This is a genomic window from Streptomyces bottropensis ATCC 25435 (genome assembly GCF_000383595.1).
Lineage (GTDB): Bacteria > Actinomycetota > Actinomycetes > Streptomycetales > Streptomycetaceae > Streptomyces > Streptomyces bottropensis.
In genome coordinates this window covers 2,864,539-2,885,092 of sequence record NZ_KB911581.1, presented here as the reverse complement: position 1 = coordinate 2,885,092, position 20,554 = coordinate 2,864,539, and the positions used below count along the sequence as shown (strand labels likewise).

The 20,554-nt window shown below is 68.2% G+C and carries 18 protein-coding genes and 5 pseudogenes; 6 read left to right on the top strand and 17 right to left on the bottom strand.

The window, feature by feature from the left end; translation table 11 throughout:
* Positions 1 to 20 precede the first annotated feature (20 nt).
* Both STRBO_RS40895 and STRBO_RS45895 read left to right on the top strand, forming a co-directional pair.
* Positions 21 to 353 carry an IS110 family transposase gene (locus STRBO_RS40895; RefSeq protein WP_381237547.1) on the top strand — a complete coding sequence of 111 codons (333 nt, stop codon included), beginning with the start codon at positions 21 to 23 and terminating at the stop codon, positions 351 to 353.
* Positions 354 to 662: 309 nt separating this feature from the next.
* A pseudogene (locus STRBO_RS45895) lies at positions 663 to 792 on the top strand (transposase); the annotation flags it as partial.
* A 748-nt stretch (positions 793 to 1,540) separates the two neighbouring features.
* Here STRBO_RS45895 and STRBO_RS41570 read toward each other — a convergent pair.
* Both STRBO_RS41570 and STRBO_RS0112675 read right to left on the bottom strand, forming a co-directional pair.
* Positions 1,541 to 1,842: pseudogene (locus tag STRBO_RS41570) on the bottom strand (VOC family protein); the annotation flags it as partial.
* Positions 1,843 to 1,927: 85 nt separating this feature from the next.
* Positions 1,928 to 2,767 carry a helix-turn-helix transcriptional regulator gene (locus tag STRBO_RS0112675; RefSeq protein ID WP_005482431.1) on the bottom strand — a complete coding sequence of 280 codons (840 nt, stop codon included), beginning with the start codon at positions 2,765 to 2,767 and terminating at the stop codon, positions 1,928 to 1,930.
* A gap of 101 nt (positions 2,768 to 2,868) precedes the next feature.
* On the opposite strand from STRBO_RS0112675, the gene STRBO_RS0112670 reads away from it, so the two are divergent.
* Positions 2,869 to 3,576, top strand: a complete 708-nt coding sequence (locus STRBO_RS0112670) for an SDR family oxidoreductase (RefSeq protein ID WP_005482429.1) — start codon at positions 2,869 to 2,871, stop codon at positions 3,574 to 3,576.
* A gap of 284 nt (positions 3,577 to 3,860) precedes the next feature.
* Here the strand turns inward: STRBO_RS0112670 and STRBO_RS40070 are convergent, their stop codons facing one another.
* From STRBO_RS40070 to STRBO_RS0112615, 10 genes and pseudogenes are all read right to left on the bottom strand, one after another.
* Positions 3,861 to 4,226 (bottom strand): winged helix-turn-helix transcriptional regulator, encoded by a 366-nt coding sequence (locus STRBO_RS40070; protein WP_005482427.1) that lies wholly within the window; start codon positions 4,224 to 4,226, stop codon positions 3,861 to 3,863.
* A 226-nt stretch (positions 4,227 to 4,452) separates the two neighbouring features.
* A complete protein-coding gene (gene namA / locus STRBO_RS0112655; RefSeq protein ID WP_005482426.1) occupies positions 4,453 to 5,529 on the bottom strand; it encodes an NADPH dehydrogenase NamA in 1,077 nt (358 codons plus the stop codon).
* A 453-nt stretch (positions 5,530 to 5,982) separates the two neighbouring features.
* A pseudogene (locus tag STRBO_RS0112650) lies at positions 5,983 to 6,081 on the bottom strand (dioxygenase); the annotation flags it as partial.
* Positions 6,082 to 6,150: 69 nt separating this feature from the next.
* A complete protein-coding gene (locus STRBO_RS0112645; protein ID WP_005482424.1) occupies positions 6,151 to 6,537 on the bottom strand; it encodes a nuclear transport factor 2 family protein in 387 nt (128 codons plus the stop codon).
* 185 nt (positions 6,538 to 6,722) lie between these two features.
* Positions 6,723 to 7,157, bottom strand: a complete 435-nt coding sequence (locus tag STRBO_RS0112640) for a VOC family protein (protein WP_005482422.1) — start codon at positions 7,155 to 7,157, stop codon at positions 6,723 to 6,725.
* A gap of 41 nt (positions 7,158 to 7,198) precedes the next feature.
* A complete protein-coding gene (locus STRBO_RS0112635) occupies positions 7,199 to 7,942 on the bottom strand; it encodes an SDR family oxidoreductase (protein ID WP_005482421.1) in 744 nt (247 codons plus the stop codon).
* A 41-nt stretch (positions 7,943 to 7,983) separates the two neighbouring features.
* Positions 7,984 to 9,093, bottom strand: coding sequence for an NADH:flavin oxidoreductase/NADH oxidase (locus tag STRBO_RS0112630; protein ID WP_005482414.1), 1,110 nt, complete (start codon positions 9,091 to 9,093; stop codon positions 7,984 to 7,986).
* A 64-nt stretch (positions 9,094 to 9,157) separates the two neighbouring features.
* Positions 9,158 to 9,592, bottom strand: coding sequence for an SRPBCC family protein (locus STRBO_RS0112625; protein ID WP_005482412.1), 435 nt, complete (start codon positions 9,590 to 9,592; stop codon positions 9,158 to 9,160).
* Complete coding sequence (locus tag STRBO_RS0112620; protein WP_005482410.1) at positions 9,592 to 9,993, bottom strand: RidA family protein; 402 nt, start codon at positions 9,991 to 9,993, stop codon at positions 9,592 to 9,594. The genes STRBO_RS0112625 and STRBO_RS0112620 overlap by 1 nt, the downstream gene beginning before the upstream one ends.
* A 52-nt stretch (positions 9,994 to 10,045) precedes the next feature.
* The gene (locus STRBO_RS0112615; protein WP_005482401.1) at positions 10,046 to 10,693 is read right to left on the bottom strand and encodes an NAD(P)H-binding protein; all 648 of its coding nucleotides are present in this window, start codon (positions 10,691 to 10,693) and stop codon (positions 10,046 to 10,048) included.
* A 90-nt stretch (positions 10,694 to 10,783) separates the two neighbouring features.
* Between STRBO_RS0112615 and STRBO_RS0112610 the strand changes: the two genes are divergently transcribed.
* The gene (locus STRBO_RS0112610) at positions 10,784 to 11,467 is read left to right on the top strand and encodes a GntR family transcriptional regulator (RefSeq protein WP_005482399.1); all 684 of its coding nucleotides are present in this window, start codon (positions 10,784 to 10,786) and stop codon (positions 11,465 to 11,467) included.
* 483 nt (positions 11,468 to 11,950) lie between these two features.
* Here the strand turns inward: STRBO_RS0112610 and STRBO_RS41560 are convergent, their stop codons facing one another.
* Positions 11,951 to 12,244, bottom strand: coding sequence for a Tn3 family transposase (locus STRBO_RS41560; RefSeq protein ID WP_158690974.1), 294 nt, complete (start codon positions 12,242 to 12,244; stop codon positions 11,951 to 11,953).
* Positions 12,245 to 12,437: 193 nt separating this feature from the next.
* Here STRBO_RS41560 and STRBO_RS44545 point away from each other — a divergent pair.
* Positions 12,438 to 12,674 (top strand): annotated as a pseudogene (locus tag STRBO_RS44545) (SDR family NAD(P)-dependent oxidoreductase); the annotation flags it as partial.
* 100 nt (positions 12,675 to 12,774) lie between these two features.
* A complete protein-coding gene (locus tag STRBO_RS44540; protein ID WP_245170681.1) occupies positions 12,775 to 13,215 on the top strand; it encodes a Rossmann-fold NAD(P)-binding domain-containing protein in 441 nt (146 codons plus the stop codon).
* Between the two features lie 523 nt (positions 13,216 to 13,738).
* Here STRBO_RS44540 and STRBO_RS40065 read toward each other — a convergent pair.
* The 4 genes and pseudogenes from STRBO_RS40065 to STRBO_RS0112575 form a co-directional block, all read right to left on the bottom strand.
* Positions 13,739 to 16,024: pseudogene (locus STRBO_RS40065) on the bottom strand (family 43 glycosylhydrolase); the annotation flags it as partial.
* A 260-nt stretch (positions 16,025 to 16,284) separates the two neighbouring features.
* The gene (locus STRBO_RS0112585; RefSeq protein WP_020114264.1) at positions 16,285 to 17,718 is read right to left on the bottom strand and encodes a glycoside hydrolase family 43 protein; all 1,434 of its coding nucleotides are present in this window, start codon (positions 17,716 to 17,718) and stop codon (positions 16,285 to 16,287) included.
* A 431-nt stretch (positions 17,719 to 18,149) separates the two neighbouring features.
* A complete protein-coding gene (locus tag STRBO_RS0112580) occupies positions 18,150 to 18,332 on the bottom strand; it encodes an RICIN domain-containing protein (protein WP_005482389.1) in 183 nt (60 codons plus the stop codon).
* A gap of 180 nt (positions 18,333 to 18,512) precedes the next feature.
* On the bottom strand, positions 18,513 to 20,513 hold the full coding sequence (locus STRBO_RS0112575; protein WP_005482388.1) for a lectin: 2,001 nt from the start codon (positions 20,511 to 20,513) through the stop codon (positions 18,513 to 18,515).
* Positions 20,514 to 20,554: the final 41 nt, after the last annotated feature.

Sequence of the window (20,554 nt, the reverse complement as noted above, 5' to 3'; positions counted from 1 at the left end):
GACCCTGGGTCCTCAACGGGATCTGTCGGCCCCGCCCGGCCGGCTATCGCAAGCTCCTGGCGTGGCTCCGCTCGTTCGGCACCCTGGTGCTGGTCGGAGTGGAGGGCACCGGCGCCTACGAGGCCGGGCTCGCCCGCCACCTGCGCGAGCAGGACGTCGCGGTGGTCGAGATCGGCCGCCCGGACCGCAAGGCCCGCCGCTGCCAGGGCAAGTCCGCCCCCGTCGACGCCGAAGCGGCGGCCCGCGCCGCCCTCGCCCAGCGCCGCACCGGCATACTCAAGCAGCGCGACGGCCGGGTGGAGGCCCTGTGGAGCCTGCGTTGCCCGCCGCACCGCGATCCGCCAACGCGCTGACATGCCAAGGCAGATGAAGACACTCATCATCACGGCGCCGGAGGAACTACGCGGCGTTCTGCGGGACCTGAGCGACCGGCAGCTGATCGCTCCGTGCGCCGCCTCACGGCCGGACGCGAAGCGGGTCGGCGAGCCGGTCGTCGCGGCCAGGCTCGCACTGCGGACCCTTGCCCCGCCATCAGCGACTCGGCGAGGAGCTCGATGAGCTCATCACCCCGCTGGTCACCGAGATCGCTTCGGCCCTGCTCGCCCCGAATGGCGTTAACACGGACGTCCCAGGAACTGCTGGTCACGGTCGGTGAGACCCCCGGGCGACTGCGCTCAGAGGCCGCCTTCGCCATGCTCTGCGGCTTCGAGCCACTGCCGGCCTCCTCCGGCCGCACCCAGCGCCACCGCCTCAACCAGGGCGGCGACCAAGGAGCCAACTCGGCCCTCTACCGCATCGTCCTGTGCCGACTGCGCTGGGACGAACGCACCAAGCACAGCACGGCACCACGCAGTGCCTCTCCAAGAAGGAGATCATCCGCTGTCTCAAGCGGTACATCGCCCGCGAGATCTACCAGGTCCTGACCACGCCCAGCCCCTCAACCAGCACAGTCGAGCACGCCGCCGACGAAGACTGGACGGTGGAGCACCGGGTAGGGGCGATCTCCTGGCCGTGGTGGGTGAGGAGGGCGTGCAGCAGTTGCCGGATGCGCCACCTACGGGTTCCGGTTTCCACCCAGACCCGCACAACGACCGACACCCGTCGTGGATGTGATCGGGCCGTCCCATTTTTCCGCGACTGTCAGGCAAGCCCCAGTCATTTCAGGTGCGCGGCAATCGCGTCTGCCACGGCGCGCATTCCGGCGCCGTTGGGGTGGAACGCGCCCGTAAGGGCGGAGCCGCGCAGGCGTTCCGGGAGTGCGGTCACCCAGGGTTCGGCCGATCCGAGAGCGTGCTCGCGACTGCGCTTTCCCACGGTGACGAGTTCCGCGCCGGTGCGGGGCGCCGTGCGGGCGAAGACTTCGGCGACCTGGTCGCCCAGTCGGCGGAACTCCCCCAAGGTGGCTTCGTCGAAGGGGGTTTCGCGGCTGGATCGAGTGTCGGGGCCGATCACCGTGAGGTAGTCGACCAGGAGCACCCGCGCATGCTTCGCCCGCCTTCGTGTCTCCTCGACGACGCGGGAGAGGTTCGCCGCCGCCCGGAATGGGGATCGCGGTGCCCCACTGGTCAGTGACCTCGGGCTGCGAGAAATCGCAGACGGGCGGGTGCCAGGCTCCAACTCCGTCGTGTACTCGACCGTGTTGCCGGGCGGGCCGAGGAAGTAGGTGAAGGTGTCGCCGCCCGCCATGTGCGTCCCGGGCTCCAGATCTTCTGGAAGCCACCCCGGATCACGCGGCCGGAGCCACGCATGTACTCGCCGATCCCGCACAGCTCGAAGGAGACGTGGTGCGGGGGGAGGTATGCGGCCCTTGGCTATGGCTATGGAGTGGTGCTGGTTGCTGATCCACCAAAGCGGGCGCGGCAACGCGCTCAGCGGAAACCCGATCCTTGCGAAGCTCGACGAGATGAAGAAGAAGCTCAAGCAGGCGCTACTCGACCAGGTTCTGGATGCCGACCACCGAGATCAGCTCCAGCTTCTCGGCGGCCCTAGTGCCCGGCTCGGCCGAGTAGACGAGGATGTACAGGCCGCTCTCCTCCAGCCGGAGCAGGTCGCAGTCCAGGGTCAGCAGTCCCACTTGCGGATGCTCGATCGTCTTGTGCCAGGCTTCGAGCCGTCCCACAGCGCCCGCGTCCCACAGCTCGGCGAATCGCTCGCTGTCGGTACGCAACTCCGCGATCAGGCGTCGAAGTTGGCGGTCCGCCGGATAGCGGGCGGCGGTCCTCCGCAGCTGGGAGACCATGCCGGCCTCGCAGGCGCTGCGTTCCTCGGGCGTATGCCGCACCCGGGTCGGCACCCCCATGAAGGTGCGCCACGCGTCGTTGCGTTCCGGGCCGCGCAGGCCGGACGGGTCGCCCATCAGCGCCGCGTACATCGAGTTGGCCAGCAGCAGCGTCATGGCCGCGTCGGAGACCGCGACGGGTGCGTCGACGAGCCGGTCCAGCAGCCGCTGGACGCTGGGCGTGATGTGCCCGGGCACCATGTCGGGACCGGGCGGAGTCAGCCCCGCCAGCCCGAACAGGTATGCCCGCTCGTCTGCCGACAGCCGCAGCGCACGGGCCAGCGCCTCGACGACCTGCCCGGAGGGGTTGGCCGCCCGGCCCTGTTCGAGGCGCGTGATGTAGTCGGCCGAGATCCCGGCCAGCAGGGCCAGCTCCTCGCGCCGCAGACCGGCCGCGCGCCGGTGTCCACCGGAGGGCAGGCCCGCCGCGTGCGGGGCGGCCCGGTCGCGCCAGCGCCGCAGTGCCTGTCCGAGTTCCGTCGCGGTCATGCGCCCAGTGAACACCGCCGGCCACACATGTGCCTGGTACTCGCAGTCCCAGGAAGAAGGGTCTTCTGGCTGATCGTGCCGCGGCGCCGGAGGCTGGACGCATGACGACAACACTGATCACCGGAGCCAACAAGGGCCTCGGCCACGAGACCGCCCGCCAGCTCATCGCCGCAGGTCACACCGTCTATATGGGTGCCCGCGACGCCGAGCGCGGACGCCGGGCCGCCGAGCAGCTGGGCGCACGGTTCGTCCTCCTCGACGTCACCGACGACGCCACGGTCGAGGCCGCGGCCAAGACCATCGCGGCCGACGGCGGCCTCGACGTACTGATCAACAACGCCGGAATCGCGAGCAGGGCCGACGCCCACAGTGTGCCCACCGCCGAGACCGTGACCGCCGACCAGATGCGGAACACCTTCGAGACGAACGTCTTCGGCGTCGTCCGCGTCACCCACGCCTTCCTGCCCCTGCTGCAGCGCTCGGCCGCACCGGTCGTGGTCAACGTCACCGGCGGCCTCGCCTCGCTGACAAACCTCTCCGACCCCGGGCATCCCACGCACTTCTACCCGGGCGTCGCCTACCCGGCGTCCAAGACCGCGGTCAACATGCTCACCGTGCAGTACGCGAAGGCGTTCCCTGACATGCGGATCAACTCCGTCGAGCCCGGCTTCATCAAGACGGACCTCAACGACAACACCGGCACGCAGACCGTCGAGCAGGGCGCCGAGATCATCGTCCGCATGGCGCAGATCGGTCCCGACGGCCCGACCGGCGGCTACTTCGACGCCAACGGTCCGCTGCCCTGGTGAATCACAGCTGCACCAGCCGGGGCGCAGCGGGCGTTCAGTGGAACCCGATCCCGCCCAGAACCTGCCGGCAATACCGGGCCGCAGCCAGCGCCGCCTGACCGACCGCCGCCTCGGCCGGCAGGGAACCCAGTTTGTCCTCCACGACGGCGAATCCAGTACCCGGCGGCCACCAGAAGGCATCTGGACGCGCTGGCGGGGCGAGAGCGGACTCATCGACCGCCCCGAGCCTGCCTGCTGATCATGTACCCGCACCGGGAAACCTCAAGGCTCCCGACGCAGTCGGGTTAAGCCTCGGACGGTGCCGACGGCGTGGCGGAGGAGGGTTCCTCCTGCGCGTCCTTGGGATCCGGCAGGACGATGCCACGTCGGGCCAACCACTGCTCACCCCAGTTGCTGAGTCCGATCAGCAGCGGCTCCATCGAGCGGGCCTCCTCGGTCAAGGTGTACTCCACCTTGGGCGGGACGACCGGGTAGACAGTTCGCTGCACCAGACCGTCCTCCTCCAGCTCACGCAGTTGCTTGGTCAGCAGGCGCGGAGCGATGCCGGGCACCTGGCGATGCAGCTCGTTGAACCGCATGGTCCCCTCAAGCAGATGGAAAAGGATCACACCTTTCCACTTCCCGCCGATGATCTTGACTGTTGCTTCCATCGCGCAGCCTGGCAGGTCGTCAAACGGTCGCGTCCGCGGCATGGGGCACCTCCGAGTCGTGCTGCCTTGTCGAGTATCTCGTGCCCGGATGGGCATCCCCTCCGGGCACAGGGCTGGTCCGCCGCCCGGTGCCGGGAGCGCTGCGGCCGCCCCGGCACCGGGCGGCCGCGAGGAGTTCGGTGTCCTTGTCCCGGGGTGGTTGGTTGCGGGACCAGGGCAGAACCGGTTAGGAGACCGTGGCGTCCATCGGCGCGGCGGGCAGCGGGGGCTGCGAGCGCTGCCAGGCCGACCCGTAGCGGGTGTACTGCAACGGGACCTCGATGGCGGCACGCAGCTCGTCCGCGGCGGTCCGGGCCCAGAAGGGGTCCTTCAGCATCTCCCGGCCGACCAGCACGATGTCGGCGCGGTCGTTTTGCAGGATCTCCTCAGCCTGGCGGCCGCTCTCGATCAGGCCGACAGCACCGGTCTTGATTCCCACCTCCCTGCGAATCAGTTCCGCGGCGGGCACCTGGTAGTTCGGGTAGGACCGCACCTTCACCGGGGCGATGCCGCCGGATGAGGCGTCGATCAGGTCGACGCCCTGCTCCTTCATCCACCTGCCGTAGGTGACGAAGTCCTCCGGCGCGTTCCCGCCTTCCGCGTAGTCGGTCGAAGAGATGCGGACGAACAGCGGGCCGTCCCACTCGCCGCGCACCGCGTCGATGGTCTCCCGCACGATCCTGTAGCGGTTCTCCCGGCTGCCTCCGTACTCGTCCGTGCGGTGGTTGGCCAGGGGCGAGAGGAACTCGTTGAGCAGGAAGCCGTGCGCCGTGTGCACCTCGAGCACGTCGAATCCGGCGGCCTTCGCCCGTGCCGCCGCAGTCCGGAATGCCTCGACGACCTCCTTGATGTCCCCGACGCCAAGCTCCTGCGGAACGCGTGAACCGTCACTGAAGGGAATGGGGGAGGGGGCCACCGGGGTCTCGGACTCCACGCCGAGCTGCCGCCCCGCATGGCCGATCTGGGCGCCGGCCCTGGCGCCGAAACCGTGGATCACCTCGACGATGCCCGACAGGCCGGCGACGTGGTCATCGCTCCAGATGCCGAGGTCGCCCGGGCCGATCTGCCCGTTGGGCAGTACCGCCGCCGTCTCCAGCATCACGAGGCCGGCACCGCCCAGTGCCCGCGCGCCGTAATGCACCGTGTGGAAGTCGGTGGCCCGCCCCTGGGCGTCAGCGGAGTGCATGCACATCGGGGACATGGCGATCCGGTTCCGGAAGGTGACGTCGCGGATCGTGAGCGGGTCAAAAAGGTGTGCGGACACGAAAGATCATCCCTGTCGTTCAGTGGGGTTCTTGTCGCTTCCGACCGTAGAAGAAGCATGCTTAATGCAACAGTATGCACTTTAAAGTCTCATATAGACAAAAAGGGAAGTGTGCTGGTCGGGCGCGGGTAAGTCGCGCCATCGACGCCTCCCGCGACCGTCGGCCACGCGCGGGGGTGCGCCGGGCCCGCCAGTCGGCATGCAGCTTCGACCTCTGTCAAAATTTGATTATCGTCCAAATTCGAGGGACTCGTATCTATCCCTCCCAAGGAGATCATTTCATTCTGAATTGCCTGGTCAGGTTCCTTGTGTGAGTCGTGGCCGGGGTGCTTGTCCTGGCTGGAGGGCTGATCGTCGGGGCGAGAACGTCTGTCACCGCCTATGAAACAGGGGGCTGCCCAATGGGATAGGCGGGCAGCCCCTCCGAAAGCCCTCCACCGACCACAGAAGATGTCAGGCGACGAACACTTGGGAGTCGTCGGCGAACTCCTTGAACTCCAGGGCGTTGCCGGCCGGGTCGAGCAGGAACATCGTCCGCTGCTCGCCGGTTTCGCTCACGCTCTGACGGAACTGCGGCGGGTGTGCTGCTGGCCTGTCATCTACGCCCGGCCGTGTGCGCAGCTACGATTTCGGCGCGTCGTTGGTGTGGTAGATCTTGCTGACAATGGTCCACGTGCCATCGACTTTCAACAGGTTGAAGTAGTCGGTGAAGCACAGGCCGGAGACATCGTTGGTATCGACACGTGCGTTGGCTGCAGTGCCGGTCACGTTGATGTAGGCGATCACGGCGCGGCCTTCCGGCGAGGGGTGGAAATCCCTGTCGATCCCCTGGTAGAGGGCCGTGATCGCGCCGCCGGAGAGCTTGCCGTTCTCCACGCCGAAGATCGTCGCCTCTTCGGCGAACGCGGGCTTCATGATCGAGCTGTCGGCCTTGGCGACGCCCTGGTTGTACTTTTCCAGCACCTCGGTGATTGCGATGTGGTCAGCGACATAGGTCGGTTTCGACATGTTGTGTCTCCAGTCTGAGGTTGCGGCGCGCTTGCGCCGGGTTGGTTGAGACGTGGATCAGTGGCAGCGGTGGCCTCTTGGTCGAGGACCTGTGCTATGCCTGTCCCGGTCGTTGAGCCACCAGCCCATTGATTAGCTGGGGTATCTGCCAGTTCATGGCCGGGGCGCGCCGCAGGGTCCCGGCGTCATGGCGTGGCGAACACTTGGGAGTCGTCGGCGAACGCCTTGAACTCCAGGGCGTTGCCTGCCGGGTCGAGCAGGAACATCGTCCACTGCTCGCCGGTTTCGCCTGCGAAGCGCACGTAGGGCTCGATGACGAATGCGGTGTCCGCGGCGCGCAGCCGGTCGGCGAGCCGGTGGAAGGCGTCGATGGTCAGGATCAGCCCGAAGTGCGGTACGGGGACGTCGTGGCCGTCGACCGGGTTGTGTATCTGTTCGGTGCGGGCCGGGGCGAGGTGGGCGACGAACTGGTGGCCGTGCAGGTTCCAGTCCACCCAGGTGTCGGCGCTACGGCCCTGCTCCAGGCCGAGCGTCTCGCCGTAGAAGCGGCGGGCGGCGTCCAGGTCGTCGACCGGGACGGCGAGGTGGAAGCGGGGGATCGGGGAGGCGAGACCGGACATGGGCCTGGGGTTCCTTCTGTGCGGCGTGGAGTGCCTGGCGCTTACCAGTTCTGGCGGGTGGGGGAGATGATCAGGTCGTTGACGGTGACGTCGGCGGGCTGGTCGAGGGCGTGGACGACGGCGTCGGCGACGCTTTGCGGGCTGACGGCGATGGCGTTCAGTTCCTGGGCCGCCTTGCGGCCGACGGGGTCGGTGACCTTGTCGGCCCAGCCGGTGTCGATGACGCCGGGGCTGATGGTGGAGGCCTTGATGCCTTCGCGGACGCCGAGCTCCTTGCGCATGGACTCGGTCATGGCCTGGACGAAGAACTTGGTGGAGCTGTAGACACCGGCGCCGTCGCCGACCTGGTGGCCGGCGACCGAGTCCACGTTGAGGATGTGGCCGGACTTCTGGCGCAGCATGACCGGAAGGACGGCGTGGACGCCGTTGAGGTAGCCGCGGATGTTCACGTCGATCATCCGGTTCCAGTCGTCGAGCGCGAGGTCCTTCCAGAAGGAGAACAGCATCAGGCCGGCGTTGTTGACCAGGACGTCGATCCGGCCGAACCGTTCGACAGAGAAGTCGGCCAGTGCCTGCATGGCGGCGGTGTCGGCGACATCGGTGAGCTTGGCGACGGCGGTGCCGCCGGGCTTGTTGATGTCGGCGACCAGCTGGTCGAGGTCCTCCTGGCTGCGGGCGGTGGCGACGATCTTGGCGCCGCGGGCGGCGAGAGCCTTGGCGCTGACGGCGCCGATACCGGAGGAGGCACCGGTGATGACGATGACCTTGTCCTGAAGGTGGTTCATGGGTGTCTCCCGGTGAGATGGCTCGGCACGCTGCTGTCTTGTCAGGGCTTGTGGCGCTTGACGACGTAGGCGTACTGGTCGGGCCAGGTCGGCTCGGCGTCGAGCGCGAGCGCGGCGTGCTGTGGCCAGTAGGGGTTGCGCAGGAGTTCACGGCCGAGGAGGACCGCGTCGGCCTGCCCGCTGGTGAGGATGTCCTCGGCCTGCTGCGGCTCGGTGATGATGCCGACGGCGCCGGTGGGGATGCCGGTGGCCTGGCGTGCCTGGGTGGCGAAGGGCACCTGGTAGTTGGGTCCGGCGACGATCTTGGCGTCGGGGACCATGCCGCCGGTGGACACGTCGAGCAGGTCGATGCCGTGGGCCTGGAGTTCCTTGGCGAGGCGAACGGTGTCGTCCCCGGTCCAGCCCTCGCGCTGGTCCTCGGGGTTCTCGGTCAGCCAGTCGGTGGCCGAGGTGCGGAAGAAGACCGGCAGGTCCTCGGGCCACACCGCGCGGACGGCGTCGACGACCTCCAGGACGAAGCGGAGGCGGTTCTCGAAGCTGCCACCGTAGGCGTCGGTGCGGTGGTTGGACGCCGGGGAGAGGAAGGAGTTGATCAGGAAGCCGTGGGCGCCGTGCACCTCGACGACCTGGAACCCGGCGGCCAGCGCGCGCCGCGCGGAGTCCGCGAAGTCCCGGACAAGCTGCTGGATCTCCTCCACGGTCAGTTCATGAGGAACAGCCAGTCCGCCGAACGCGATGGCGCTGGGGGCGACGGGCTGCCAGCCGCCCTCGGCCTCGGGCACGTACCGGTCGGAGAGCCAGGGCTTGTCCATCGACGTCTTGCGGCCGGCGTGGGCGAGCTGCATGGCCGGGACGGCGCCGTGCGCCTTGACGGCCTTGACGATGCGGGTGAACGCCTCCTGCTGGCGGTCGTTCCACAGGCCCAGGTCCCAGGGGCTGATGCGCCCGTCGGGGCGCACACCGGTGGCCTCGGCCATGACCAGGCCCGCCCCGCCAGCGGCGCGGGAGGCCAGGTGGGTGAGGTGGAAGTCGGTCGGCACACCGGTGTCCGGGCCTTGGGCCGCGGCGGAGTACATGCACATCGGGGACATCCACACCCGGTTGGGTATCTCAAGGGATCGCAGGGTGAGGGGGGTGAACAGGGTACTCATGCGGGGGGTGCTTCTTTCATGGTCGGTGATCGATGCCCCCGGACGTGGCGGCTGCCGTCCGGGGTCAGGCGATGATCGTGTGGAGGCCTGCGAGGGCGGGGGCGTAGGCGGCTTCGAGGATTGCGGTGGCGTCCTGGGCGGTGGTGCCCTCGGCCGGCTCGAAGGTGGCGTGCCAGCTGAGAAAGGCGCCGCCGGTGTCGGAGACGGGCTGGACGTGCAACGTCGAGCGGTAGCCACGGACCGGCAGCGGTGCCTCGACGATCTCGTAACTCAGCTTCCGGCCGGCATCGTCCAGGCCCACGAGCCGTTCCCGATAGATGCCGCCGTCCACCCCGGTGAGAAGGCGGACCGCACCGGGGGTGAGCCCGCCCTCGCCCCCGATGATCCCGCTCGCCCGGATGGCCGGGTGCCGGTCGGGCAGGCCGTTGAACCGCCGGACGACGGCCCATGTCTCGTCCGCGGAGCTGGTGAAGACCGAGCTCCAGTACGCCTGTGCCATCAGGCGGGCAGACGGGTGTCGATGACGAAGTTGGTCTCGATGAGCTGGCCGGGGAAGAACAGGTGGGCCACGCCGATGGTGCTGCTGGTGGGGCGATGGTCGCCGAAGTAGGCCAGGTTGGCGGCCGCCATCGCGTTGTCGTACTTCGGCAGGTCAACGATGCACTGGGTCTCGGACACGACCTGGTTGCGGGTGGCGCCGTAGTGGGCGAGGACCTTCTCGAAGTTGGCGAAGACCTGCTCGCTCTGGGCGTCGAAGTCGTCGGGGTGGAGGAAGCTGCCCTCTGCGTCATGGGAGAGCTGGCCCGAGACATAGATCGTGTGGTCGACCCTGATGGCCTGGGCGAAGCCGAACTCGCGCTCGCCCGAGACGCCATGGCTGTAGGAATCGATCGCAGTCAAGGCGGCTGTCCTTCTCTGGCGGGGGATGCAGGGGCGGGCAGGAGCGCCAAGCTCAGGCGAGGCGCGCGACCGCGTCCGCGACGGGGGTGTCGCCGGAGGTCAGCTCGACGATGACGCGGCTGAGGGCGGGCTCGTGCAGGGCGGCGTCGATGAACGCGGCGACATCGTCGCGGTGTACGTCGCCGTATTCGACAGCGGGCCCGGCGGCGACCCGCCCGGTACCCGGTCCGTCCAGCAGCGTGCCCGGGCGGACGATCAACCAGTCCAGACTGGTGCGGGTGAGATAGACGTCCGCGCTCTTCTTGACCCTGGCATAGTGCTCAAAGCCTTCGGACGCTCCACCGCCGCGCAAAGCGTCGGGGAACACGGAGACGAGGACGAAGCGCGGGACTCCTGAGATCTCGGCCGCAGCGGCTGCCTTCTCCAGGCCTTTGCCGTCGATGAGCGTGGTCTTGTCCATGCCGGTCCCGTGGGCACCGGCCGAGAACACCACTGCGTCGTGCCCGGCCAGCTTGCCGGCGAGCTCTTCCACAGAGTCGGCGATCAGATCGCCGGTCACCGGCGTCGCACCGGTCGCGCGAATCGTGTCGGCCTGGGCCGGGCTGCGGTGCATGCCGGTCACCTCGTCGCCGCGCGCGGACAGCAGGCCGGCGAGCCTCCTGCCGACACCGCCGGCGGCACCGATCTGGAACACCTTCATGCAAATCGCCCCTCTCCTGACCGAACGACCGGTCAATCCAGTTGTCTCAATGTTGACATTGCGACAACGATAGAATGTTAACATCACGACATGGAGAAGAGTCAACCCACAGGAGATCGCGCGGTGGCCCCCGCCCGCCGCCGCGGACTGGCCGACGAGGTCGCCGACCGGATCCGGGAGGCGATCTTCAGCGGCGCGTACGCCCCCGGGGCACCGCTGCGAGAGGTCGAACTCTCCGGCACACTGCAGGTCAGCAGGGGGCCGGTGCGTGAGGCTCTGCGCGTACTGGAGCGCGAGGGACTCGTGCACTGCGCCTGGCACCGGGGCACCGTGGTCACGACGCTGTCCGCCGAGGATGTCGCCGAGCTGGACAGCCTGCGCGGCGCGCTTGAGGATCTCGCTGTCCAGCAGGTCATCGCACACGCCTCCGAGGAGGACCTCGCCACCATCGAGAAGGCGGCCGGCGTGATGGACCGTACGACGGATTCGCACGCCATGGTCCGCCTGGACATCGCCTTCCACGACGCCGTCTTCGCCGCCACCGGCCACCAGCGTCTCGTCGCGGCCTGGGAGACCATCCGCTGCCAGGTCCACCTGTTCCTGCTGACCCGCATCGGCCTCAGCACCGAGGGCTACCTCGACTGCATCCCCCAGGAGCACCAGGCGCTGGCCGCCGCCCTGCGCGCCCGCGACGCCCAGGCCGCGCTCCCGCTCTTCGCCGTCCACCGCCGCCATGCGGTGGACGTCGTCACCGGCACGTCGAACCCGGCCTGACGACCGGTCCGCCACCATCTGGGCACCGCCTGCGTTGGTGAAGCCTGCTCGTCATCACCCTCGCCGGCAGCCATGGCCATGTCGACGGCAGCCGGTCACAGGTGGCCAGCGCGTGCTGCCGGCACAGCTCGACCGGTCCGTCGCTTCAGCAGGCCGCGCTGACGATTCCCGCACTGCGCAGGACCGCATCAGGCCAGACGCACGCCGGACTGGCCGGCGGCGTCCGTCGGTGTGCGCAGCCGTGGCACGGCAGCGGCGGGCCCCAGGTCGAGGCGTTTGTCTATGTCCAGCCGGAAGGTGCCGTACGGGTTGGCATTGGACCAGAACCGCGCGGTCGGTCAGGCTGCGGCATCCTCGTCGCTCAGCCTTGATGCCCACGCCGGCTCGGCCAGGACCTGCTGCACCAGCTGAGTGTTAACGAGCGCGGACTGCAGCAGGTGGAGGGCGAGCATTGAGTTTCGGCGTGCTCCTTGTCCGGGCCGGTCAGGGCGCCGTCCTGGCGGTAGTGGAGCACGGTGTTCGCGCTGTTCCACTTCTCCACGGCCTGGAGGCCGCCGTGGGTCTCCCAGCGGATTGCGCGTCAGGGAGGCACCGAGCGCAGGCCAGCCGGACGGGGCGTCGGTACAGGGGGATGCTGCCGGCATTCTTCAGCCTCGGCAGCAGACGGAAGTTGAGCAGCTCGGTGAAGGCGAATCCGACGACACTCGTGTCGTGCGTGTCGACGTGGTTGGACTCGATCTCGGCGTCCGTGCAGTGCCGCAGCAGGCCCTCGATCATCGAAATCAGCCGTGCCCAGCCGTACCCCAGCACGGTTGAGGGTGGCGTCCGCGCGTCCCGTCACCGTGCAGTTGCCCGTCACCGCCGCGAGGCGGACCCCGTTACCGGGGCGCCACTCCCCGGCAGGTGTCGAGGTAGTCGAAGGAGGGGTCCCGGTAGGGGGCATCTCTCCACCACGTCAGCAAGGAACGCCATGGCAAGCATCACGGACCGGACGATTCTGATCGTCGGCGCTTCAACGGGGATCGGCGCGGAGGTGGCACGCCGGCTCGGCCACGGTGGCAACCGCTTGGTCGCCACGGCACGACGCGACCCCGAACTGGCAGCCCTGGCAAGGGACGTACGAGCCGCCGGCAGCGCCTGCCTGGACATTCCTGCCGATGCCCTGGACCCGCAGGGGCCCGCCGATGTGGGGGCGGCCGCCGTCGCCGAGTACGGATCCATCGACATCGCCCTGCTCAACGCCGGCCAGGGACCGGACATGTCGATGGACGACGGACGACGTCAGCGTGGCAGACGTGTCACGGATCATGGCGCTGAACTACGACGTCGTCGTCAACTACCTCGACCCGCTGATCACACACATGGGAAACCAACCGCACGGTGGCCTGATCACCCACACCAACTCGTTGGCAGGGCTCATGGAACATTCCCCGCCAAGGCCCCTACTGCGCAGCGAAGGCGGCCGCCCGCACGCTCATCGACTCCGCGCGCGTCGAACTGGCGCCCAAGAAGATCCGGTTCACCAGCATCCACCCGGCTTCGTAGCGACCGACCGGGTCAACGCCGACGGACTGCCCAAGCCCTTCCAGGTCAGCACGGAGCACGCGGCACGCTGCGTCATACGCGCTCTGGAAAGGGAACCGGCGCAGGCGTACTTCCCCTGGGCGACGGCCGCGCTGGTTCGAACGCTGCGCGTCCTGCCCGCTTCGCTCTCTTCAGCAGTCCTCCGGAGCCTGGCCTCCCGATAGAGCACCCAGCGGATCAGCGCCGGTGGTGGTGAAGGCCCACCACAACCCCGTGCCGAGGAACTCCCGGTCGGCCAGGACGAGTTGTCCCGGGCCGTAGGAGCCGGGCAGGCGGCCGACCAGGGGGGACTCCCCCGGTGCGGCTAGCCGGCGAGTTCCGCGTCCAGCACCGCAGGCGTGCCCACCTCCACCAGAGCGGCCATCCGCACCTGGGGATACGCGCTCCGGCCCGTCCCGCGGCCGTTGCCCGGCCTCCCGAAGACGGCCTCGTCGGCTTCGCTGTCCGCAAGGGTCCCAGCAGGTTCCGTCCACGGCCGGCAGCCGCAAGCCCCGCCAGAACGCACCCGTCGTCGCTTCGGTGGCCATCGGCTTGACAGTCGTGGCGAACAGCACCCGCAACGGCTCCGGCCCCAGCCGGTCCCCCGCCCGAAACAGCGAGGACCTCGCCGATGGTGCGTCGGGCACGGCAGCCAGGTGACCCGCAGGCCAAAGCTGTGCGGGTCACCTGTCCAGCGGGGGAAGGCGATCAGGCCCAGGGGTTGACCGCCGTGAAAGAACTGTCGGAGCGGAAGGTGGCGTTGTCCTGGAAGGGGTCGACGCGCAGTTCGTAGTTGTAGTGGCGGAGGTAGCGGCCGGGGTAGTTGTACGACTCCAGGCTGACCGAGCCGGTGGCCGAACCCGGCCGGGCGCAGTAGGTGGCGTCCTTGTTGAAGAGCACCGTGCCGTTGCTCGCGTCGAAGCGGACCCGGTAGTCCTTGTGGCGCAGGTAGCGGCCGGACGAGTCACGGAACGAGTAGCAGGCGGAGTCGGCCAGGCCGGGTATGACGGTGAAGGTGGCGCTCTGCTTGACCGCTGCGGTGCTGGTGGAGGTCACCGGGTCGAGGTAGCCGAGACTGTCGGAGCGGACGGTGGCGTAGCGGCCGGGAAAGTTGACGGACTGGAGCGAGCGGGTGGTGTTCGTCGGCAGGGCGGTGCCACCGGAGACCGGTGTGATGCTGCTCAGGGTGGGGGCGACCTTCTTGATCAGCCCGTCGGAGTCGAACTCCAGCTTGTCGATGGTCGTTTCGCGGTGGGTGCCGTCACCGCCGGGGATGGCGAAGCGGTGGTAGGCGATGTACCAGTCGTCGGTGCCCGGCACCTGCACCACGGAGTGGTGACCGGGGCCCTTGATGCCGAGGGCGAGATCTTTCTCCAGGATGACGCCCCGCTTGGTCCAGGGGCCGGTGGGCGAGGAGCCGGTGGCGTAGGCGACACGGTAGTTTTCGTCCCGGGTGTCGTTCTCCGACCACGTGAAGTAGTAGGTGCCCTTGCGCTTGATGACGAAGGCGCCCTCGCGGAAGCCACTGGTGGTGATGTCGGTGACTTTCGAGGCGTCGAAGGAGATCATGTCGTCGCCCAGCGGGACGACGTACGCCCGGCCGTTGCCCCAGTAGAGGTACGACTGCCCGTCGTCGTCGGTGAAGACCGCCGGGTCGATCATCTGGCCGGTGAAGGCGCCGCCGGCGATCAGCGGCTTGCCCAGCGGATCCGTGAACGGGCCGGTGGGCGAGTCGGAGACCGCGACGCCGATGTTGGCGTCGGCGGAGTAGTAGAAGTAGTACTTCCCGTTCTTCGCGGTCATCGTCGGCGCCCAGGCCCGGGCGTCGGCCCAGCTGATGTCAGGGCCGAGGTCCAGGATGACGCCGTGGTCCGTCCAGTGGACCAGGTCCTTGGACGAGTAGGCCTTGAACCGCGTACCGCTCCAGCCCGCGAACCCGTCGGTGGTCGGGTAAATGTAGTAAGTGTCGCCGAACCGGACGATGTTCGGGTCGGCGGTGAGCCCCGGCAGGACCGGGCTCCGCATGACCAGCGCCGACACGGTCCAAGTGCGCTTCTGGCCGTCGGAACCGGTCACCTCGTACGTCACGGGTGCGGTGAAGTCGCGTGGTGTGCCGGAGGCCGGGCTGATGGACGCGCCCTGGGCGAGGGTGAACTGTGGGGCGAGCGCGGTGAGGTCCGTGCCCTCCTTCACCGGCAGCGTGATCTTGCTGTTGGCATCGTCGATGACGGCCGCGATCTTCAGCGAGGGGTGGGTGGCGGCGGCGATGCCCGTGCTGTTCCCGCTGACTTCGAGGACCTCGCCGGGCGACAGCGCACGGTTGTAGACCCGGAAGTCGCGCATCTTGCCCTTGAAGAGCTTGTCACCGTTGTAGAGAGACCTGCCTATGTAGTTGGCCGTGGTGATGCCGGATCCGATGGAGCCGGGGGTGAGGGTGAGCGAGGTGTTGCGGGCCACCTCCACGCCGTCCTGGTAGAGGACGCCCATGGTGCCGGTCTGGGTGTAGGTGACGTGCTTCCAGACCGAGCGCGGCAGAGCGGCGGAGGCCTGGGTGTTCTGCTCGGTGGAGAAGCCCCCGGAGGCGATGGCGGTCCGCAACGCGTTGCCGGTGGTGAACAGATATCCGTTGCCGGCGCCGTTGCTGGTGTTGCCGAAGCCGTAGAGAAAGTACGGCGTGGCCTGGGTGGCGTCGATCTGCACGTCCATCGAGACGGTGATCGAGTTCATGCCGCTCATAATGTTGTCCGGCACCTTGATGGAGGTGTCGGAGCCGTTGAACGTGAGCCCGTCGCCGGCACTCGACCAGCCTGCGGCGCCGTTGACAGTTCCGTTCCGGCCGTTGCCCGAGGCGTCCACCGCCACGCTGCCCGAGGTGGCGTCGAGTTTGTACCAGAGAGCCAGGCCGTCGGTGATCTCCGCCGCCTGGGCGGGGGCCGCCGGGCCGACGACGCCCACCAGGAGCGAGGCGGCGGCCACGGCGGCCAGAGCGCCCGGCCGGAATCTTCGACGGCTCTGAGGTCTGACGCTGTGCATGGGCTCACTTCCCCTGAAGAAGACAACAATTTCCATCCGGCTCGACAACTCGTCGCCGCCTGCGGACTCCTGACACGTCCGGCCGCCGGACCATACGAGCGGCCTTCACCGTCGTTCGCTCTCCCTTACGAACCACTCCTGGGTGGGATGCCGACGCCTTCCCGCTGGAAGGCGGGCGGCGGGTGGGGGGTCGCCGTGAGGGCGCCGGCATCCCTGTCGGGTCAGCTCGTCACACGGAAGGTGGCGTCACTGCGGCCCGTCGTGTTGGCGATCGGGTCGAGCCGCAGTTGGTAGGCGTAGTGGCGGAGGTACCGGTCGGGGTAGTTGTAGGACTGGAACGACGACCATGTCGCGTCGGCGAGCCCGGCGACCTGGCGGAAGGTGGCGTCGTTGGCGAAGGCGGTGGTGCCGTCGTTGTAGGCCAGCTGGAAGTCGAATCCGGCGTGCCGCAGGAAGTAGCCGGGGAAGTTGACCGACTCGAAGGAGACGGTGCCGGAGCCTGCCAGGCCGGTTCTCATCCGGAACTGGGAGTCCTGGGCGGGGCTTACGTTGGGGTCGATGCGCACGTCGAGGTTGGTGTGCCGCACGTACCGGTCCTGGAAGTTGTACGACTGGAGCCGGTTGATCGCGGTGTTGGGCCAGCGCGTGAGCACGCGGCTCTCCTCGGCGGCCGTCATGTTCAGGATCCAGCCGTGGCGCTTCTTCGTGCCGCCCATGTTGTAGCTTCCCGACGCCTGCTTCCGGTAAGCGGCGGGATTGGAGGGGTCGGTCGTCGTTACCGGCATGTACCCGCCGCTGGAGGCGTACTGGTCGAGGTAGAGGCCCCACTCGTTGCGACCGTTGAACTTCATCCACATCGGGCCTTCGACCTGAGAGCCGGTGAGGCCGATGCCGGAGAGGTTGCCGAGGTTGGTCCACGTCCCGAGGATCGAGTTGCTGCCTTCGAGCGTGATCTGACCGTCGCCGGAGGCCCGCACGTAGCGGTAATTGCCGACCCCCGCCGGCACCTCGATGATCTGGGTGTCGATGATCTCCTGGCTGCCTGGGCGGTCGATGTAGATCTGCGGGGTGGTGATGGAGCGGAAGTCGCTGGTGCGGGCGTAGTAGATGCGGTGCTTCGTCGCACCGTTGAGGGGCTTGTTCGTCGCCCAGTACAGGACGTAGTCGTTGGTCGCAGGGTCCCAGATCGCCTCAGGCGCCCACGCGTTGCGCCCGTCGGGGATCGCGCCGGCGACGTTGAGCAGCCACGGCTGTGACCAGGTGACCAGGTCTGTCGACTCCCACACCACAAGATTGCGGCTGCCGTCGTTGATGGACTGGCTCCACGTCTGCCCGCAGTCGATGCACAGGTCGGTCGCGATGATCCAGTACTTGTCACCACCCGGGGCGCGGACCAGGGCGGGGTCGCGCACCCCCTTCGTGCCAAGGGTGGAACGCAGGACCATGCCTCCACCGTTGAGGTCGTTCCAATGGAGGCCGTCGGTGCTGTGCGAGAGGTACATCTGCTGGTTAGTCGACCCCTCCCCGGTGAAGTGCACCATCAGGTAGCCCGGGTCGGCGGCAGCGGCCTGCTCGGGTGTGGTCAAGGCTTGGGACGTGAAGAGTAGGCAGGCGGCGACCAATATCGCCGCCAGCCGGCCGAGGAGCCTGGCCATGTGGGTCTCCTGTCGAACTGCGGGTGCCATGATCGGGTGAAGACGGGGTCGAAGAGGAAGCTCGCGGTCGCGGTGTCTGAGGGACAGAACCTGCTGTCGCGGGACGCGGAACATCGCGTGGGCCGATCGGCGGCCGAGGAGCCGCAGTTATCGCCTGAATGCGGCAGCGACCGGAGACAGCTCAGCTGGGGGCCGGGTGACGAGTGGAGCAAGCAGGGCCGGCCGAGGAGCCACGAGAGTGAACCAATAACGGGTGCGGTACACGGGCTGTCCCCTTTGACGGCCATCGGGTTCGACATTTCGAACGCCGTACGTAACTTCGACAGGAAGATAGGTTTCGGCCAAGAGCACGTCAATGGAACTGGCCAATCTTCTGCAAACACTCTGTGGGCGCACGAAAGGCCGCGCAGTTCCCCGGCGTCGGTGCGTGTCTACTGCTGCTTGGTACCGCCCGAGAAGTCCCTCAGCTGGGCCCGGGTGCTGTGGGTCTGCGACGCGTTCGGCACGTCCAGGCAGCGACGGGAGTCGGCGCCGACGATTGGCCCGCCGCTCGGCGGCGGGGGCGTCTCGTTGTGGAGGAAGATCTCCCGCTCGCCGCGTATCTCAAGTAGCACCGGCGGGGACTCACACCTTCCGCTCTCCGGGCGTGATTCCGTCCGCCGCGGCCAGTGTTGTGCCGCGGCGGACGGTCCGGGATGGAAGGTGTAGGAGGGCTTGCGCACAGTGGGTTTCGGTAACCGTCAGCGGGGCTGCCGGAACCCACGCGTGCCGTGGTGGTCAGGTAGATGGGGGTGTCAGGTGAGTGTCCACTTCTGGTTGGCCGCTCCGGTGCAGGTCCACAGGATCAGTTTGGTGCCGTTGGCGGTTGCCGCGTTCGAGGCGTCGAGGCAGAGGCCGGAGAGGTTGTTGGTGATGGTGCCGCCTGAGTTGGCGGTCCACTTCTGGTTGGTGCCGCCTGTGCAGTCCCAGATGATGACCTTGGTGCCGTTGGTGGTGCCGCTGTTGTTGGCGTCGAGGCACTTGTTGCCGTAGACGACGAGTTCGCCGCGCGAGGTCTGCGTGAAGGTCTGGTTGCGCCCGCCGGCACAGTCCCACAGCTGTGCCTGGGTGCCGTTGACGTTGGTGTTCTTCTCGATGTCCAGACAGCGGGCCGAGGGGGAGCCGACCAGGGCTGCCCCGTCGGTGCCGGGGATGCCCTGGACGCGGAGAGCGTCGACGTCCGGTGCGGTACTGCCGGAGACCGCGGCGAATTTGACGGTGTTGGCGCCCTTGGCCAGGTGGGCGAGCACGGAGACGGTGCGGTAGGTGGTGGCCGAGCCGGTAGGCGGGAAGGCCACGCGGTACGCGTACTGGCCGTTGACCTGGATGGTGGCCTTGCGCGCGGTGGTGCCACCGTTGGCGTACGTGATGTCCACCAGCTTCGTGCCCGCGGACGAGGCCGTGACGTTGCTGAACGTCGGGGTGGTGGCGGTGGTGGTGTCCTCGAAGGTGGAGCCGGCGGTCTCGGTGCCGGAGACGGTCAGGAGCACCGCGTCGTTGGCGGGGACGGAGGTGGTGTAGCCGGTGGCGAAGGATCCGGCGTCGGTGCGGGTCCAGGCGTTGCGCACGGTGGCGGAGGCGGTGGTCAGGCCGAGGTCGGCCCAGCGGACGGTGATGTTCGCTGCGGATCCGGTGCGGTTGAACAGCATCACCGCGCGCTTGCCGGTGCCGGAGAGCACCTTGTCGTACACCTGGAGGCCGCGGGTGTCCTCGGCGACCTTGACGCCCTGCAGGCCGCGCGGGTCCTGGTCGATGGCGAGGACCTCGGGGTTGGTGAGGATGTCGCGGGTCTCGGTGCTCATCGTGGCCACGTTGTTGCCGGCCAGCAGCGGGGCGCCGGAGATGGACCACAGGCTCATGTGGAGCCGGTTGCGCTGGGCGGTCATGCTATTCAGGCCGACCATCAGCATGTCGGGGTCGTTGTAGTAGCCAGTGTGCTGGGCAGCCGACTGGAGGGATTCGTCGAAGTTGCGGTACATCTTCGTCATGCTCGGCGTCTCCCCGCGCAGGAAGACGTCGTGGCTGGTGCGCCACAGGTCGCCGTGACCGGTGGCCCAGTTCCAGGGCAGTCCGGTGCCCCACTCGCAGAAGGACAGCACCAGCTTGCGGCCGGTGACTGCGGAGGCGGCCTCGTTCGCGGCGGCGATCTGCTTGTACGTCGCCTCCTGGTCCAGCTTCTCTGCCTGGCCACCGCACCAGTCGATCTTGACGTAGTCGAAGCCCCAGCGCTGGAAGGTTTCCAGGTCCTGCTGGTAGTGGCCCTCCATACCGGTGTTGGGGGCGGCGGGCCGGGTGGTGGGGAAGTAGTAGCCGCAGCCGTCCTTGCCCGCGTCGGTGTAGATGCCGGCCTTCAGGCCCTTGCTGTGGATGTAGTCGGCCATCGCCTTCATGCCGCCCGGCCACAGATTCTCGTCGACGACGATGTTGCCGTTGGCGTCACGGGCGCCCTGCCACCAGCCGTCATCCAGGTTGACGTACTTGTAGCCGGCGTCAGCCATGCCGGAGGAGACCAGGGCATCGGCCTGCTGCTTGATCACATTGTGGTCGATGCTGCTGAAGAAGGTGTTCCAGGACGCCCAGCCCATCGACGGCGGGGTGACACCGATCTGGTTGGTGCTGACGGCGGCCGGTTCGGCGGACAGGGGCGCCGGCGGCTCGGGCCGGTCGAGGCTCGCCAGACCCAGGACGGCGAGTCCGACGGCGAGGACCTGGGCGGTGATGCGTCTGGTCCATCTTCGTGCGGCGGGGTGGGGCATGCGGCTCTCCAGGGGAAGGGAGGGAAGGGGAAATGAAGCCG